Below are 17,589 nucleotides of genomic sequence, written 5' to 3' on the forward strand. Positions count from 1 at the left end.
TCACTTTCAATGGAATCGCGTCATGAACGACACAGCACTGCCCAATGACCTGTGCCTGGATACCGTACGCACCGCTTACCTGTCCGGCCAGACTTCCCCACGCCAGCTGATTCTGGCGCTGCGGGAAAAAGCCGCAACGCTCAACGCGGATTATCACCTGTTCATTCACCTGCTCAGCCCGGCTGAACTGGAGCCTTATCTGGCCGCGCTGGAAAATCGCGATATTCATAGCCTGCCGCTGTACGGCGTGCCCTTCGCGATCAAGGACAACATTGATCTGGCCGCCATTGCGACCACCGCGGCCTGCCCGGCGTATGCCTACACCCCAGAGCGCTCGGCAACCATCGTCGAGCAATTGATCGCGCTGGGGGCGGTGCCCATGGGCAAGACCAATCTGGACCAGTTCGCCACCGGCCTGAATGGCAGCCGCTCGCCCTATGGCGCCTGCCCTAACAGTGTCTTGAAAGAGTACCCGTCCGGCGGCTCAAGTTCCGGCTCGTCACTGGCCGTCGCGCTGGGGGTCAGTAGCTTCTCGCTGGGCACCGACACAGCGGGTTCGGGCCGTGTGCCCGCAGCGTTGAACAATCTGGTGGGGCTGAAAGCCAGCAAGGGGCTGATTTCCACCGCCGGTGTCGTGCCCGCTTGCCGTACGCAGGATTGCGTGTCGATCTTTACTGCCACGGCAAGGGAAGCCAGCCAGTTGCTGGGGCTGGTTGCCACGCTTGATCCGCGCGATGAATACAGCCGATACAACCCGCAGTGGAATGACGTTTCGGCTTTCGGCGCACCTCGGCCGTTTCGCTTCGGCGTACCGCGCGCTGAAGATCTGGAATTCTTTGGTTGTGCCGAAGGACCGAGGCTGTTCAGCGCGGCCATCGCCCATCTCACTGCGCTGGGCGGCGAAGCTGTCACAGTAGACCTGTCGCCGTTTCTCGAAGCTGCGCGGCTGCTGTATGAGGGCCCGTGGGTGGCAGAGCGCTACAGCGTAGCCGGACAATTAATGGAAGAGCATCCCGACGCGGTATTACCAGTGATTCGCGACGTGCTGGCCAAGGCACCCCAGGTCAGCGGGGTCGATACGTTTCGCGCGCAATACCGTTTGCAGGCGCTCAAGGCGATTTGCGATCAGGCGCTTGAAGGGCTGAACTGTGTGGTAACGCCGAGCATCGGCCGCCCGGTAACGTCAGCAGAACTGGCTGCCGAGCCGGTGCTGCGCAATTCTGAGCTGGGCTATTACACGAACTTCGTCAACCTGCTCGACTACGCCGCCATCGCCGTGCCCAGCGCCTTCATGAGCAACGGCCTGCCGTGGGGCATTACGTTGTTCGGACGGGCATTCACCGATCAATACCTGCTCAGCCTGGCCGATGCTTTCCAGCGGCACACCGACCTGCCTTTGATCGGCGGTGAAGCACCTCGATTGCCCGCGCCGAAGAGCGCAGCAGGTAACGATATGGCCCGGCTGGTGGTCTGCGGCGCGCACCTGGACGGACTTGCGTTGAACTGGCAGCTCAAGCGACGCGGTGCCCGCTTGCTGGAGTCCACACACAGCTCAGCCGACTATAAGTTGTTCGCGCTGGCCGGTGGCCCGCCATTTCGTCCAGGCATGGTACGGGTGGCCGAAGACGGTATGGCCATTGAGGTGGAAGTCTGGGAGTTGCCCAGTGTCGACCTGGGTTCGTTTCTGACCGGCATACCGGCACCGTTGGGCCTGGGTAAGGTGCAACTGGCCGATGGTCGCTGGGAGACCGGGTTTATCTGTGAAGCCTACGGCCTGACAGGTGCTCGCGACATCAGCCATCTCGGCGGCTGGCGTGCCCACTTGCAACAGATGTAAGCGAAAAGGCGGCATGCTCTGACATGCCGCCCTGTCTGAAACGGCTCTGTTGCCTGGAAGGCTCTGCCGCTACTACATAGTTATGTCATGTTCGGACGGCCTTGCCGACATAGTGCGCATCCACTCACTTCGACCGGCCGTCATGAACCACATCTGGAGTCCGCTTCGCCAGGACACCCTCTTTCACGCCTCATCGTTTCTGCTGGAACAGCCAAGCATTCTGCTGCCCGAGTACAGCAACAGCCGACACGATACGCTCAACGCCTGGGCGCCCTTTACCCTGCCTGCGCTCCAGCTTCCAACCCGTGAACAGCCACTGCCGCCGCTGGCCGAGAAGCACGCTACGCAAGATACGACCGCACGCATCGAACGCACGCTCGACGTACTGCGCAAAAGCCCGGGCTTCGAGCTGATCGCCAACTCGGCCTTGCTTCTTGAAGCCTGCCAGCTGGATATGGACTTCCCGCCGACTCGAAAACACTATGTCCGCCAACAACTCATCATGCTGCTCGAACAAAAGACCGGCAAGACGCTGGACCCGGACACGCTGCGGATCACGTTCAGCACGCAGACCCTGCCCGCACTGAACGACGAGGGGCATGAGCGTTACAGCATTGCCCTGTCGCTGACCAACGTAGCGTTGGCGGTCTTCGATCCGGAACAGTTCGTGGCGCTGTATCGCAGTGAAATCACCGACATGCCCTTGTCCGAGGAAACCCCGTCACTGAGCGCAAAACAGGTGCTCAAGTGGATCAGCGAGACACCGCTCGATCGCGACTACAGCATGACTCTGGAGGCTTTCAGGACACGACACACAGTCACCTGCCGCACCTTGTCGCGGTTGGGTTTTCTGGATGCGCTGGCTCGCCAGTTCTTCCACGGGCACATCAGCCGTGACGGCTATTTCCTGACGCTGGACGCCCTGGGTCTCAGCGATTTCCCGGCCGACGCAGCGACACTGAAACAGAGCGGCTGCGGTGAGAAATCAGAGGTTCGAGTCATGTCACTCAACGGCGAAACGGTACCGGGCATTTTTCAGGTCAGGTCAAAAACCACCTCCCACTGCTTCATTCACATACTGAGTGCCAAGGGCAAAGTCATCGAATACATCAGTGATGATCCGGAACAGATGACCAGCAGGCTGCTGGAGGCCATGAATGCCTCGGGGCTCTATGGCTATGCGTTGCATGCACTTGATCAGGACGCAGGCATCGTTGCCAGCGCGCCGCTGCTCGCAGAAGACGTTTTTACCGAACTGACCCAGGCAGCATTCGCCGAGACACAGCTCAACAGCCAGAACATCGACCTGCTCAAGACCGTATCGCGCAGCCTCAAGCTGGCCGGGGCGGCAGACCTCTGGCAGACCGCTCCTGCCCTTCTGGAACACATTCCCTCGGCCTCCAGAATGGCTGCACAAATCATGGCGACTTATCTACTGGAACATCACGGTCTGACGCTCAACCCTGACCACGTGTTCATCGCCTATCTACCCGGTAACTCGATCAGCCCGCTGGGCGGAGCCCGCAATCCAGCCACGCATGTTCATACGCCCGATGAAAAACCGATCAGCCTGAGCGAAGCGCTGGTGATCAACTACCGGGTCGATTATCCCCAGGGCTATATTGATCACGACGGTACTACAGAGGTCTTTCTCGACACCACCGGCCAGGGCGTACGCATTCAGGGCCAGAGTTTGGCGATCATGCCGCAGGCACTCGAGGACTATCTCAAGGCATTCGATTTCCTGACCTGGATGACCACACGTATTCAAGAATTCTGGGGACAACAAAAAGAAGCCATCGAACAGGCACTCAAATCAGCCTTTATCCATCAGGCGCTGATCAGCCTGAAGCGCGGTAGCCTCAAACGCAGCAGTTTCGATCAAGTCGTTGAAGCGCTCGCCCCTTCTGCGCCACATCACTGGCTGGTACTTGGCTTCTTCGTTCAGGGCTCGCTGATCGACGGACTGGAACATCAATACACCGGGCTACTGATACTTGAGCAACCCGGTAAAACGAAGGTGCTCTATCAGCCAGGGTATCCCGAAGCCTTTATCGAGTTTGCAGACGGCGATGCGCTTGAACGCTATCTGAACCTGAAGACCGCTCAACCGGACTGGCGGGCAGCCGTGATGCGCTACGTTCCTGTGCGCCATCACCAACGCCTGGAATACCTGTTCAAGCTTTGGGGCGGCGTTCAGGCACCCAGTCCGCCCGCCTCCATCCTGCGCCCGTGGACAGATGCGCTGTACAACCCAGACACTCGAAAAGCCTTGCACCACTCATTGTGTGAAAAAAAACTGGAGGGCTCGCCGTTCGGTTATCTGCATCAACTCCTGAAACAGAATTCGCTGGATGATGCAGATGAGCAGATCGTGACCTCCGCACAGGTTTCGCTGGAGTACTGGACAGACCGCTTACACCACTTACAGCGTTTGCTGGCACCCATGTCTCTGTTACTGACACCGGCATTCATCGCGTCGCTGGCAGCGGATGTCGGCCTTACTGCACTGAGCCTTGCCTCCGCGAACTTGCCGGGCAGTCGTTACGCAGAAAAGAATCAGGCGCTGCTGGCAACATTATCGCTGGGCTTGTTACAGCTTGGGCCGCAGACACCCAGACTACTGCGCACACTGACTAAAATCGTCAAACCTGCTGGTCATACGGCGGGGGCGTCTTTAGCGTTGTCAGGTGCCTCGCGAGGCTCCAGCCGGTTGAGCGCGCGGCCAATGAAGCCGCGCAAGACACGACTGGAAAAATTCTTTCATACCGACACCCTGCTAAAACGCTGGACCATCGCCAGCATAGTGTCGCCCGGCTTGTTGCCGGTTCATGCCTGGAAGCTGGGCCGCCGTTTCCTGCTCTGGACGTCAGACAGAGGTCAGGCGCGAACACTGGTGGTCAGCACCCACGGGTACTACACGCCGTGGGCTGCGACGGTGAAGATCCCCAACGGCACAGAGATCCGCACCTATGCGCCGCATGGTTATGAATTGGTCGACCCCAAATTGCACCGTATCGTCAACAAGAATGCCCGGCCGTTTGCCATCTCCAATACAGCGGAAAATATTCTGATGCATTCAGTCGTCGCGCATGAGCCATTGCTGATGACTGACAAGATACTCGCGGGCACTTCGCTGCCTGGCAGGCTGAAAAACTACAACCTGTCCAAGTTCCAGACAGCCAGTGACGAAACTTATGACGATATTGCACGGGTGGTAGGCAACTCGAACGCATCGCCCCTCAAAGGCTGGTTACCGCCAACGCCAATGGATGTACTGACGGTACGCAACCGCTTCGGCAAGACGCCCCCGTCGCTGAGCGACCTGTTCAACAGCCTGTCGACACAGGGCATTCATTACGACAGGGTGCTGCTGGTGCACTGCCGGTGCGCAGCAATATCTGCACTGTTGCGCCGCGCACCGGTTTATCATCCCCCTGCAACATAGCCAATTGGCAGAAGCGCCTGAACCAACTGCACCGATCATCGAGCAAGACAATCGCCATGAACGACACCCGCCTTTGCCCTTTGTGCGGCTTCAGCAACCAGTGCAGCCTGGCTGACCCGCGCACGGCAGATCAGGCCTGCTGGTGCTTTTCGGAAAGCATCGATCCTGCTTTGCTTGAAGCACTGCCTGCGGAAATTCGCGACAAGGCGTGTCTGTGTCCGCGTTGCGCCGGAATCCAGGAGGCTGCATCCGGCCAGCCTGCCGACCGGATCAACGAGTAAGATGCGCCCCCCATCTCCTGCCAGCCACTATCGCCATGCGTCTTGATCGCTTCCTCAGTAACCTGCCAAGCCTCAATCGCAAAAGCATGCGACTGGCGCTGGCCAGCGGGCGGGTGCAGGTAGACGGGCAAACAACCAGCGACCCGCACCACGAAGTCCGCGAGTTCAGTTGCGTAGCGCTCGACGGGGAAATACTGCAAGCCGGCAAAGCTGCGCGCTATTTCATGCTGCACAAACCTGAAGGCTGCGTCAGCGCGACAGTTGATACACAGCACCCGACAGTCCTCGACCTGCTGGACGAGCCTGACAGACACGAGCTGCATATCGCCGGGCGGCTGGACTTCAACACCACTGGCCTGATGCTGATTACCAACGATGGTCAATGGTCACGACGCCTCACCCAGCCGAAGACCAAAATGCCCAAAGTGTATTACGTCGAGACCGAACAACCGATCGACGAACGCTACGCGGCCACATTTGCTGCTGGAATGTATTTTTCATTTGAGAACATCACCACGCAACCGGCGCAATTAACCCTGCTGGGGCCACGTAGCGCACGCCTGACTATTGTCGAAGGTCGCTATCACCAGGTGAAACGGATGTTCGGTCACTTCGATAACAAAGTGCTGCGCCTGCACCGGGAGAATATTGGCGAGCTGGCGCTGGACTCCGCCTTGGCACCCGGCAGCTACCGAGCGTTGCACGCTGCGGAAATCAGCATGTTCTGAAAAGTCACAACCGTTTGGCGGATTACGCAAACAAGGTACGAATGACACTTGCGGGTTAACGGATCGACTGCTTGACTGGGATTGTCAGTCCTTATGCGACTGATGAGTCAATCCATTATTCCAAGAAACACTTTGTCGTATCGAGCCGCTGGCTCGCGACACATTGCCCGCCAATAACAATACCTGTCGAACAGCTTGTCGGATCGACATGGGCCTTTAATCGGCTATCGCCTGCCTGTCACGAAACTCGTGCAACGTTATGTGCACGCTTACCTGTTTACGCCAGGAGTTACACCTATGTCGCCAGAAAAAGCAGTGCTGGACATACAAGGACAGTTTCGGGTTTATACCGAGTTCTATCACACCGATGCCGCCGCAAAGACCATCATTCTGGTCAACGGCTCACTGGCCACCACCGCGTCATTTGCTCAGACCGTCCGCAACCTTTACCCCACCTTCAACGTGGTGCTGTATGACCAGCCTTACTCGGGCAGGTCCAAGCCACACAACGTGCACGGCGCACCGCTGACCCGGGAAGAGGAAGGTCAGCTTTTGCTGGAACTGATCGACCATTTCAACGCCGAGCACGTTCTGTCCTTCTCCTGGGGCGGCGCAGCTACGCTGGTTGCGCTGGCGCATCAACCAAGACGCATCGAAAGCGCGGTCATCAGCTCGTTCTCACCGGTTATCAACGGTGCCATGCGCGAGTACCTGGACAAAGGCCTCGACTACCTCGGCGCACATAGCCGTTACGACATGGGGCATTTGATCAACAACACTATCGGCAAGCACCTGCCGTCGCTGTTCAAGCGCGTCAACTATCGCCACGTCAGCAGCCTGGACGGTCATGAATATGACCAGATGCACTATCACTTCAGTCAGGTACTGGAGCTTGACCCGGACAACTACCTGACAGCAGGAAAGCGCATCAAGGCCCCGGTATTGTTCATCAATGGCGCCTGGGACGAGTACACCTCCGCGAACGACGCCGCGCAGTTCTCCCGATACCTGCAGAACTGCAGCTTCAGCACCATCGAAGCCACAGGCCACTTCCTGGACATGGAACACAAGGCCGCCTGCCGCGACTCGAAACAGGCGCTCATGAACTTCCTGCAACCGGCACACGCGTCACCCAGCGTCTACAACCGGGTTCAGGGTCACCATGCTTTCGCCTTCTGAAACCCGTGAACGCCTCTCCGTCAGCCCACACGCATGTGCAGCTGGCGGGGGGTGTGATCAGGAGGGAAATCGCTGCGCGGTGAAATTAGCGCTTCAAATCAAGGCAGGGTTCTGGTACAAAGTCAGCCGCTCAGAGCAGGTCCCAGAGCGGGTATAGTTTAGTGGTAAAACGAAAGCTTCCCAAGCTTTAGTTGAGGGTTCGATTCCCTCTACCCGCTCCACCCCTTGATCTTGAGCCTCTGGTTCACCCTCCCTTACTCCCTACTCCCCTCGCTCAAGCGTTACCTGGGTGCGGTCAGCTGTCCTCGAAAAAAGCGAAGCTCCCCCTCCCAAGTCTGCCTAGAAAGCCAAGCGGATTGTCCTTTTCCGTTTACTCACCGACCTTCAGTCGCCTGTCGCTACCGCCCCCTTTACTCGCTTCCCTCGCCACTCCGCGAAGCCCTAGCAAACCAATAGCCATGCCAGCCGACCCGGCACAATGTTCATAGTTTTTTCGCACCCAGGCTTTCGTTAACCTTTCTGTCGGGTGGGCGCTCGCACCCAGCAACGCCAATAACACCTAAACACCGCGCAGTCACCAACGCCAACAAAGCCAACCCACGCAGGCCAGGAAAACCATGGATACCCGTCAACGAGAACTCCTCCGGCAATTACGTTTGAAAGCAAGAATTAGCGTGAAACTTGCGGCGCAGTGGGCTCAAGTAAAAGAGCGGACTTGGCGCGCCTGGGAGTCGCCGGAAGACTCATCCACTGCACGCTCGCCATCTCGGGCTGCCCTATGGAGTTTCTTTGCTCGGTCAGGACTGAGGATGCTTGAAGAATTGAAACCCAATGCCGGGTCAAATCCGCTTGGCATTGCATTTTCCATTTCTTCGTACAAAGGCGGGGTGGGCAAGTCCCCAATCACCATCAATGTTGCAGCCTGCCTTATTGAGTTCGGCTATAAAGTCGCCATCGTCACGAACGATGGCGTTTATCGTGCCGCTTGCCATTTAGGCCGCAGCCCAGCTCCAGGAACCCTCGTAAGCCAGATCGACTTCTACGATGAGTTCGATCTCATCACTGCTCCTGGTGAAGTCAAAGAGATTCGCAAACAAATTAGAGACAATGCCTCGCTCGCCTCTCCGGAGGATAAAGCCCTGGCGCAGTTTCTATTTGATGGCTCGATCGCCGCGTTACGACGCAAGGAAAAGGCGACCGAAACGCTCGAAGACCTCATTGGTCGTTATGATTACGTTCTAATCGATTTTAACAAAAACGTTGATGTGATACGCCGGCACGCTCAGCTCGTAGCGATCGTGGTGGATTCCAACTGCCTTATGTCAGTCGATAGCGCTAGGGCCTTTGTTGCTGCACTCAGGCGCGTTGACTGTCGCGAAACCACGCCCAGTTATTTCGGGTTGCTGACAAACTGCGACGTTGGCGGTGTGAGCTCAGAATTAGAAGAATTTATTGGCGACATTGAAGACCTTGGCGAGGAGAAAGCGGAATCGCTCCTCTATGTCAAATATAACATCTGTCGCCGCCGGGAGATGATTTTAAGGGAAATAGAAGCTCTTCCTTTCCCCCCCCTGACCACCGAGCTGACATCAGCCTATAAAATAGCCATCGAAATGTTTAATGAAAACAAACCCATGAATGACCAGTATGGATATTTCAACTCAGTATTAGACTGCGCCCCACGCTCACATGCCAGCCGAGATATCCGACGCCTCACTGATGAGCTGATCAATTGCCGGCTCTGAGACGATCCGGGAGTCCCTCCCAACAACCTATGCCAAACCATTCACCATCTTTACGTGCTTGATAACGGTGACCGCAATGTCTGTGACGCCTCGCCCTGCGAAGTTAAGAATTGTGCTGTCGCGGTAGTGGGCCTGAATATGTTCGGCATGGTCGTGAAGGCAAACAAATAAAACATCTGCCTTTCTCAAGCACGCCTTCAACGATGGTAAATATTCAGGCATGGCCTCAGAGCCAACAATCATAATACGGGGATTAGCAAAAACTGCCATTGGTTGTCTATCAATGATGGTGACGGCGCGATTGACAGTACGCATCCCCTCATCCCAGAAACCATTGATTAATGAATCAACCAAGGAAAACTGGTCGGAATCATAAATGATATCGACATATTTGGAGAATCAGGCACGGTAACCAATAGCCGAAGGCGTTAACTCAGCATCGTCAAAGCATGCCCGCACTAAAATTTCCCCAAGCGTTGTGAGCTCATTCTCTGAATACATCGACCGCGCGAGCAGCTCTGCGTATTCGTGCTTTTGCACGGGATCACTGAGATTCAAAACTGCCACCTGATCGACTCTACCACTCCCTTGACCAGGCTTCAGATCATAACGGGACGCGACATAGGACTGACGCAGCATCTGCACCTGCTGATGAGAAAGCTGGATCAAGAACCGCCTACTGCTCCCTTGAACCTCACCACGCCCGACGGCAGCAGCCAAGCGACCGTAGTACCTGGCATTCTCGTTCTCCATGTCGGCCATGCAACCCGAGAGCAGCGCGGTGTAATCATCGGCAGTGAGGTACTCGGTCAAGTCGGAGGTAATCTCCGCCTCGAAAACGCTTCGGATGAACTCCTCGTAGCGCTTTTGCGACCTGCGCTCCATTTGCGCAGCGGCCTCCTTGCTCAGCACCTGCAACGCTTCATAACCTGCGGTCAGCAAGCCGCCCCCTCGCACTAAACCTATACCGGCTTTAGCAGCAATCGCGATCAACTCAGTGAGGGGGTGTTGAGCATCCTTCGTCATAAACGTCTCCTGCAGGTTCCAAGTCATCCGCATTGATAACACGTTTAGCATAAGTTGGTGCGTCACCCTTAACAAATAATCTGGCAAAAACAGCGATACTGTTTGCCAAGGGTAAACAGGCACAGATCACTCCCCAGGCGCACCAAGGAATTAGCTACTCAAAAACCAACCCCCGACAATGGCAGCCGACCATGACCGGTGGAGAATTGGCAAAAATTTCCACAGGGCGTGGGTATTTGACCATCGATACTGGAGATTCACTCGACCCAACAGAATTACTGTACACAGACGGTGTAACCCAATATACAAAAAGTGGACTGTTACACCATTCGTGAAATTTTTACCAAGTCAGGGCACATCACGAAATCATGCAATTTTGACAAAATGTCAAAAATTGCTTTTTACAATATTCAACCTACAAAATCGGGGCTTACAGCGGTTTTTTAATAAATTGCTTGCCCAGCCGATTTTTCTCGCTACAGTATTCTCCACACGAACCAAATCCATAGGTCAGCCAAGAGGCTGGCCTCGCTGCGCACTTTTAATAACAACTGGGGAGTCTGCTGGTGGGAGAATGGTCAAAAAATATTGGTGAGCACGGGGAAGACATCGTCCTCTCGTTTCTGAGGTTCATAGGTTGGCAAGCTGCCTTACCGGGGATTGATGTTGGCTGCACACGGCCTACCGCACACCAGATATCGAGCTCCGAGCGGTCGTCACATGGTATCGACTAAGTCTACACCGGCCGGTCGCCGTTAGAGGACGGCGTGCTCAAGCACCTATGCATTTCTTCGAAGTTCTCCACCAACGCTTACCCCAACTCCCCAGCCAACACCTTCAAAAGCCATTTTACTGATCTGGCCATGGCGATCGAGTGCTTCAGACGCTCCTCTCAACGAAGGCAGCTCAACGTCGGTCATACAGGAATCAGCGCTGAAGTCGTGGCAGGTGTGCTTTTCTGGATCAACGACAAGGACGTCAAGGATTACGACGTAGTGACCGAGGTCGCCACCTGCAGAGGGCTGGATGACTTCAATTATGGAACGATCTACGTGGTCGATAACCGGCGAGCCTGCTTCCTGTACGAAGCCATTTCGCACATGCGAAACACCTTTGGTACGCCCAACGTCAAATTTCTGTACCCGTCTACTGGCAGGAACGTTGATCCTTCGCAGCGCGTAAACACTGGCTATGTGTTGCCCGCCGAATACCTCACGAGTGGCATCATTCCGTTCTTCATTGAGCACGATGGCAAGAAAAAACTAGCGGTGTGTTGCGACGATGAGTTCAGCGAAGAAGGGTTACGCCGCCTAATCGGTTACCTAAATTCAGTCGCCTCGGAATTCCCGCAGCAGGTGCTGATTGCTTTCCCCAACTACAGCTTCAGCGCCCACAGCCGGCAAGCCGCGATAGTTAAGTCCTCTATTGCCGATAAGGGGTTCGCGGAACTGGTGGAAGTCGTCAGCTACCGCTCGGATTTTAGGAGTATTGCGTAATGCATATGGAAGATGAAAACGCGATTCTGCCCCAAGGTGAGAGTCTCAGGGCGTACCTCGTGCAGCCGTTCGTGTCCAAAGGTGACCTAAAGAATCTGCTTCGCTTGCGCGGCGTATTTACATCGCAACAGGATAAAGAGCAGACCATACCTGCGCTGACCCTGTCGCTGATCAAGCCCACCGAGTTTGTTGAGCTGCAGCAGCTCTACACTGCGAAAGAGGACAACCCCAAAATCACCACTCAGATAATTGAGTGGGCCGGCACCGAAACACTGATTGACAGCATTCCTGAAAACATTGATGTGAACAAAGTCCTAGATCTCGACTTTGAAAATTTTAAAGTCATCAACGCCCCCAGCTTCTTCCCAGTTGCTGGAAAGGTGGACGCGATCCGCATGGACTTTGAAATTGAGCGTCTTGATCGATCAAAGAGCTGGGCCGACTCACGCAAGCGGTTCACTGCCTCAATTGAAATCCAGAAAAATAACTCCCAGGATGAGCTGATCATCATCAGTACTCACACCGCTCCTGAAACCAAGCAGACGAACCGCGCGGTTACACAATATTTGATTAATCAGTTCAAGGAAAAGGGGCAAATTGGCAAGAAGGCCAAGGTACGCCGGATTCGCTTCTGCGACTTCACCAATGTGAATCGGTTTGACTATCTATTGGGCTTAACCCGATATAGCAAGTTCGCCACCGTTTCCTTCGAGGAGGTGGTGGACATTGGCCTGGTACCCGACGAAGAACACACGCTGCCTGATGAACTTGAATGGATGGAGGAGCGTATTCGAGGTCTAGATCTGCACGGCACCAGCCTGGAAGACTCCGAGTTCCTGAGCAACCCCAACTACCGCCCTTCACTGCTCATCCACCGTCTGGATGCCAAATTTCGGTTCAGTCTTTCCGCCATGGATGGCCATTGCGTGATATCCCTGGCGTTTACCGACTTCAACAATGGTCACAATCGGGAGAGTGAGATCGAGCTGCGCATTAAGAAGATCGATTTCGATGAGGCTCGTCGTGGGCTGGACAAGAATGAAGCGAAGCAGACGATCCTCAAGGAACTCGAATTTGAGAAGATCGAAATGTTCAAGAGGTTAGCGAAGGTCGACGAAGCTGCATAACGATGCAGTTTCAGCAAAGGGTGTCAGCAGCCTCTCACGACCAATGTTCTTCACCTCTTTTTCACATGCTGTATGCGAACGTTAGCTATCCCTACGTGTGATAAAGCTTCTTTTGCCCGCTTACCAGCGGGCTTTCTTTTGCTCAGAATTCCTCCTCGGCTTGAGCCATTCGTCCGCTGGGCGTCCGCTTCAACAGCCCAGGCTCTCCTCCAAGGACACCAGCCACAACCATGCCCAAGCTGACGCGGCTATGGTCGAACAGCGAAATCGCCGCTTGGGGTAAATGCGGCGCAATCCGTAGGTTCCAGATAGTTTGAGGACTACACGAATACACGCTTCAAAGGATCTTTGACAAATAAGGGTTCGATTCCCTCTACCCGCTCCATTTCCTTCCTGACTCGTTGATTCTCCTCAAATCTCCGAATGGCACGCAGCGTGACAACCTCTACCACTGTCCGAACGGGATCTACGCTCCTTCGTATAGCTGCTCATGTTCGGTATCGCTTCTATCTTCAGTCAGACTGATATCCATACATCAACGCATTCCAGCCACCTGACCGCCGAAAAAGCGATAGTACGCAGCGTCTGGAATGACGACTTACCAAGCTTTGGTACATGCTAACGACTTGGCACGAAGCACGTGCTCGTGCCAGCTCAAGCTTCAGAACCCTGGAAACTGAAATCAACTACTTGACTGTTTTTTGAAGATGGCCTGCGAACGTTAACAGGCCACTGCCCCCAAGCCATCAAGTTCAGAGGGGCCTGAGAGTAACCAGCATCCCGCCAGTCCCATCCTCAATCAACCAAATAGCACCTTCAGGCGCAACACCTTTGACCTTATCCCCCCGGGGAGGATAAGGTCCCAGCCTGGATCATTCACCCAACAGGCTCGAGCAATGAGTGAGCACGACCACCCACACGACCATACGCACCAGTCACACGAGGCGATCATCAAACGTCTCAAGCGTGCAGACGGCCACTTGCGAAGCATCATCACCATGATCGAAGACGGCCGCGAATGCGTGGACATTGCTCAACAGCTTCATGCAGTCGAGAAAGCGATATGTCAGGCGAAACGCACGCTGATCCAGGATCATATCGATCACTGCCTTGAAAACACCATGGGGGCTCTTGCCAAAGGCGAGCGAGCGCCACTTGAAGCCTTCAAGCAAATCACTAAATACCTGTAAGGCCTCACATGCCCGACTTTGCCGATTTATTGCAGCGAGGCGGTGCCCACGCTTGGCTGTACTTCCCCAGCGCCATCCTTTTAGGGGCATTGCACGGCTTGGAGCCAGGGCACTCCAAAACCATGATGGCGGCATTCATCGTGGCCATTCGGGGATCGGTGAAGCAGGCTGTCATGCTCGGGCTGGCGGCAACGCTTTCCCATACCGCTGTTGTCTGGTTGGTCGCCATCGGCGGCATGTATTTGGGTCAGGGCCTGGATGCCGAAACGACCGAGCCCTACTTTCAACTTGCGTCCTCAGCGCTGATCATCGCCATCGCGCTGTGGATGCTGTGGCGCACATGGCGTGGCGAGCAGCTGTTTAAATTCGAAGAAGAAAACGGTGCCCACAGCGATCACCACGACCACGAAATACACCATCAAAGCCATGACCATGACCTGGAACACCAGCACGGCCATAGCCATGATCACGGCAATCCGCAAAGATTCACGCTGGCTGCCGAGGGCTATCAGGATGCTCATGAGAAGGCCCATGCCGAAGACATTCGCAAGCGGTTCACCCACCGAGAGGTCAGCAACGGTCAGATTCTGATGTTCGGTTTGACCGGCGGGCTCATCCCTTGCCCAGCCGCAATCACTGTTTTGCTGCTGTGCCTGCAAGTGAAGCAAGTCACGCTGGGGGCCGCGATGGTGCTTTGTTTCAGCATTGGTTTGGCAATCACTTTGGTGACTGTCGGAGCCGCTGCCGCTATCGGCGCTCGCAAAGCATCAAGCCGTTTTCCCTGGCTCAATGCAGCTGCCCGACGAGCTCCGTATCTTTCCAGCGTGTTGATCATTTGCGTCGGCGTGTACGTGGGTGTCCACGGCTGGAACGGATTGTATTCGTGAGATGACATCGTGTTCGAGCTGACCAGCTATCTGGGCCTCTTTGCCGTGGCATTTGGTGCCGCAACGCTTCTGCCGTTGCAGTCTGAGGCAATGCTGGCCGGTATGCTCCTTTCGGAACGCTACGCGACGACTCTTCTTTTGGTGACGGCAACGACGGGCAATGTTCTGGGGTCGGTCGTGAACTGGTATCTGGGGCGCTCGGTTGAACGCTTTCGGCACAAGCGCTGGTTCCCCATCAGCGAGCGACACCTCGACAAAGCTCAAATCATTTACAGACGCCATGGACGCTGGGCATTGTTGCTAAGTTGGGTGCCTATCATCGGTGACCCTATCACCATGATCGCCGGTGTCCTGCGTGAGCCGCTTTGGAGCTTTCTGCTGGTTGTCACTTTTGCAAAAGCTTTACGCTATTTGACGCTGACAGCGATCACGCTGGGGTGGGCGGTATAGAGGAGATCGGCGGTGGTAGCGTTGCACCCCGTCGCTGATCCAACCCATGCTTCACCCTAACCCCATTTTGTGCTTTCATCGTGCGCCTTTAAACTCTCAAGGACGAAAAATGCGTGCTGCCATTCTGATGCTGATCATTGCCTGCGTTACAGGCTGTGCATCCAAGCCCGATTACTATGTATCGCCCACCCCGGTCTACATTTCCGCCACCGCCACTTACTGGGTTGAATCTTTCAAGATATCCCTGGAAGGTGAGAACGATCGCTTTCTTTCAAGGGCCCAGGTAGAAGAGGGTCTTGAATTGGAATTGATCAACCAGCTGAAGCAGGCCCATCGTTATGCAACGACAAAAGAGAGTGCCGATTACCTGCTGGACATTACGGGCTTGTACAAGCGACGTATCGGTGACTCAAAAGGCGGATTCATATCGCTTATCGTCGATGACAATACGGTGATGGGCAGCGTGGACTTCAGCTATCAGGTCTCGGTAAAAAAAGCGGAGAAGGAACTGCTGCACTTTGGCCAGTACCGGGATTCGCTTCAGCCTGCCGGAGCGATGGGCAATTGGGAAAACATGAGGACCATGGCCGGAGCTATTACCAACAAGGGTAATTCCGACGTAGAAAAATTTTATATTCGTGTACTGCCTCGCTTCATTGTCGACGATATCAAAGCCATCCCCTCACGTTGATATCGCGTTGCGGATGCCCAGCCTTACTGCACCCAGAGGCTGAAGCGCACCCAAACTGACGATATGGACTTCACGCACCTCATCGGCTAACAATGCCTGGCCATTACGCGGGCAACCGAGGAATCACGATACGTCACGAAGCTATCGTGATTCCCATGAACCAACATCCATCTTCCCCACTCCCGCGTCACGCATCACCTGCCCTCTGGCCTCTTGCGCCGAAACCGGCACCACCAGAAACTGCCGATAATCCCTGAAAGCCTCCAGCACAGATGTGTCCTGAGGACGATAGTCATCGCCACTCATCTGTTGCTGATTCGCCACACACGCTCTTCCAATAACACTCATACACACATCGTTTGCGCCAGCTGGACCCGGACCAAACAAAGCAAACGCGGTACCCGGCTGATCCGTATCGTTGAACAGTGGATGAGCTACGTTTTCAAAATCGTTTCCTTCCACCAGCAACTGTGAGGATGAAGTCCGCGACATGATTGCGCCCTGGTAGGTCATGCGCTGAAAAACGTTATTGACCAGTTGAGCGCGGACTTGCGCATTATTCATGCCTCCGGAATGCGGCGCTCTTCCCGAGGCGTCGTGTATGTAGTTTTTCGACAGCGTCAGCGTGTCCTGACTGCCGAGGAACAGCCAGACCCAGTAATGATGACCATCGCAGGTCGACGAGTAAGGCGTGCGACCGTCGAATTCATTGCTGGAAATGGTGACGTGTGAAGCAGTGCCCCAGCCTGTCACGATCATTTGTCTGCCGATACGCGCGAAGGTGTTGTGGTCAATCCACACGCCATCGGCCTTGTTCAGAGTGAGCGCATCTCCGCCCCATACGACACTCGGGTTGATGTCTGAAAGCGTCAGGTTACGGACAATCACGTTATGCGCGCCGTCACCGATGAACAGCCCCGCACCTTGGATACCAGCCTTTTTGCCCACGCCTATCAGGGTCTTGTTCGATCCGACTTTCAGTGGCTTCAGCCCTGCATTGTCGTAGGTCACCATGACCGGTGGCCTGGATTGGCAGAAGTTGTTGGGACCATTGAGTGCAAGCTGCTCGCCGCCATGCGGACACTGTTTGACCATGCAACCCGGTTCGGTGGTTTCGGCGCTGCCTTTGGCAACGAGACTCCCGCGAAAATCGAACAGGTGCTCCAGCACAATGACCCGCGGAGTTTCATCGGTACAGGCACCGCGCGAGTCGTAAGACGCGCACAGTGCAGACCGAAGCTGATCAAGTGTCGAAGGGTGTACTGCCGCGGCGGCTCCGCCCCCCGTAACCCCTTTGGCAAAACCTTCAGGCAAGTCCGCTGCCTCCAGGTATTGCGCCCCCGACAGCATCAGGAACAAAGCAGAAACGCACTGCAAAAGAGCACTCAAAAGCCTCATTTGTTGAACTTCCAGTCCCATTCGCGAAGGGTCGCGAAAACAGTCTGAATGCTAAACGCAGAGCGGCCTGCCTTACTCGTATTCTGTAGACTTGGTCAGGCTCTGT

The 17,589-nt window shown here is 55.3% G+C and carries 15 protein-coding genes and 1 tRNA gene; 13 read left to right on the top strand and 3 right to left on the bottom strand.

Features of this window, described 5'->3' with window-relative positions; genetic code table 11:
- Nucleotides 1-22 precede the first annotated feature (22 nt).
- The 7 genes from atzF to KP808_RS19865 all read left to right on the top strand — a co-directional run bounded on the left by atzF (nt 23) and on the right by KP808_RS19865 (nt 9,218).
- Nucleotides 23-1,837: an allophanate hydrolase gene (gene atzF / locus KP808_RS19835; protein WP_230016731.1), complete on the top strand. Its 1,815-nt coding sequence runs from the start codon at nt 23-25 to the stop codon at nt 1,835-1,837.
- A 142-nt stretch (nt 1,838-1,979) separates the two neighbouring features.
- On the top strand, nt 1,980-5,285 hold the full coding sequence (locus KP808_RS19840; RefSeq protein WP_230016732.1) for a dermonecrotic toxin domain-containing protein: 3,306 nt from the start codon (nt 1,980-1,982) through the stop codon (nt 5,283-5,285).
- A gap of 56 nt (nt 5,286-5,341) precedes the next feature.
- On the top strand, nt 5,342-5,566 hold the full coding sequence (locus KP808_RS19845) for a cysteine-rich CWC family protein (RefSeq protein ID WP_230016733.1): 225 nt from the start codon (nt 5,342-5,344) through the stop codon (nt 5,564-5,566).
- A gap of 35 nt (nt 5,567-5,601) precedes the next feature.
- A complete protein-coding gene (locus tag KP808_RS19850) occupies nt 5,602-6,294 on the top strand; it encodes a pseudouridine synthase (protein WP_230016734.1) in 693 nt (230 codons plus the stop codon).
- 297 nt (nt 6,295-6,591) lie between these two features.
- Nucleotides 6,592-7,473: an alpha/beta fold hydrolase gene (locus KP808_RS19855; RefSeq protein WP_230016735.1), complete on the top strand. Its 882-nt coding sequence runs from the start codon at nt 6,592-6,594 to the stop codon at nt 7,471-7,473.
- A 147-nt stretch (nt 7,474-7,620) separates the two neighbouring features.
- A tRNA-Gly gene (locus tag KP808_RS19860) sits at nt 7,621-7,694 on the top strand.
- Nucleotides 7,695-8,090: 396 nt separating this feature from the next.
- A complete protein-coding gene (locus KP808_RS19865) occupies nt 8,091-9,218 on the top strand; it encodes a ParA family protein (RefSeq protein ID WP_230016736.1) in 1,128 nt (375 codons plus the stop codon).
- A gap of 27 nt (nt 9,219-9,245) precedes the next feature.
- Here the strand turns inward: KP808_RS19865 and KP808_RS19870 are convergent, their stop codons facing one another.
- Together KP808_RS19870 and KP808_RS19875 are read right to left on the bottom strand one after the other, a co-directional pair.
- Complete coding sequence (locus KP808_RS19870) at nt 9,246-9,533, bottom strand: hypothetical protein (RefSeq protein WP_230016737.1); 288 nt, start codon at nt 9,531-9,533, stop codon at nt 9,246-9,248.
- An 84-nt stretch (nt 9,534-9,617) separates the two neighbouring features.
- Complete coding sequence (locus tag KP808_RS19875; protein WP_230016738.1) at nt 9,618-10,244, bottom strand: hypothetical protein; 627 nt, start codon at nt 10,242-10,244, stop codon at nt 9,618-9,620.
- A gap of 767 nt (nt 10,245-11,011) precedes the next feature.
- On the opposite strand from KP808_RS19875, the gene KP808_RS19880 reads away from it, so the two are divergent.
- The 6 genes from KP808_RS19880 (at nt 11,012) to KP808_RS19905 (ending at nt 16,085) form a co-directional block, all read left to right on the top strand.
- Nucleotides 11,012-11,740: a hypothetical protein gene (locus KP808_RS19880; RefSeq protein ID WP_230016739.1), complete on the top strand. Its 729-nt coding sequence runs from the start codon at nt 11,012-11,014 to the stop codon at nt 11,738-11,740.
- Nucleotides 11,740-12,867, top strand: coding sequence for a GapS4b family protein (gapS4b, locus tag KP808_RS19885; RefSeq protein WP_230016740.1), 1,128 nt, complete (start codon nt 11,740-11,742; stop codon nt 12,865-12,867). The genes KP808_RS19880 and gapS4b overlap by 1 nt, the downstream gene beginning before the upstream one ends.
- A gap of 896 nt (nt 12,868-13,763) precedes the next feature.
- Entirely contained in the window at nt 13,764-14,057 is a 294-nt protein-coding gene (locus KP808_RS19890; RefSeq protein ID WP_005735142.1) for a metal-sensing transcriptional repressor, read from the top strand.
- A gap of 8 nt (nt 14,058-14,065) precedes the next feature.
- Nucleotides 14,066-14,944 (top strand): nickel/cobalt efflux protein RcnA, encoded by an 879-nt coding sequence (locus tag KP808_RS19895; protein WP_058400796.1) that lies wholly within the window; start codon nt 14,066-14,068, stop codon nt 14,942-14,944.
- A gap of 9 nt (nt 14,945-14,953) precedes the next feature.
- Nucleotides 14,954-15,394, top strand: coding sequence for a YqaA family protein (locus KP808_RS19900; protein ID WP_230016741.1), 441 nt, complete (start codon nt 14,954-14,956; stop codon nt 15,392-15,394).
- A 109-nt stretch (nt 15,395-15,503) separates the two neighbouring features.
- Nucleotides 15,504-16,085: a hypothetical protein gene (locus KP808_RS19905; protein ID WP_230016742.1), complete on the top strand. Its 582-nt coding sequence runs from the start codon at nt 15,504-15,506 to the stop codon at nt 16,083-16,085.
- Nucleotides 16,086-16,226: 141 nt separating this feature from the next.
- Here the strand turns inward: KP808_RS19905 and KP808_RS19910 are convergent, their stop codons facing one another.
- On the bottom strand, nt 16,227-17,483 hold the full coding sequence (locus KP808_RS19910) for a polysaccharide lyase family 1 protein (protein WP_230016743.1): 1,257 nt from the start codon (nt 17,481-17,483) through the stop codon (nt 16,227-16,229).
- Nucleotides 17,484-17,589 lie beyond the last annotated feature (106 nt).

It is taken from the genome of Pseudomonas savastanoi, from assembly GCF_020917325.1.
Classification (GTDB): Bacteria; Pseudomonadota; Gammaproteobacteria; order Pseudomonadales; family Pseudomonadaceae; genus Aquipseudomonas; species Aquipseudomonas amygdali.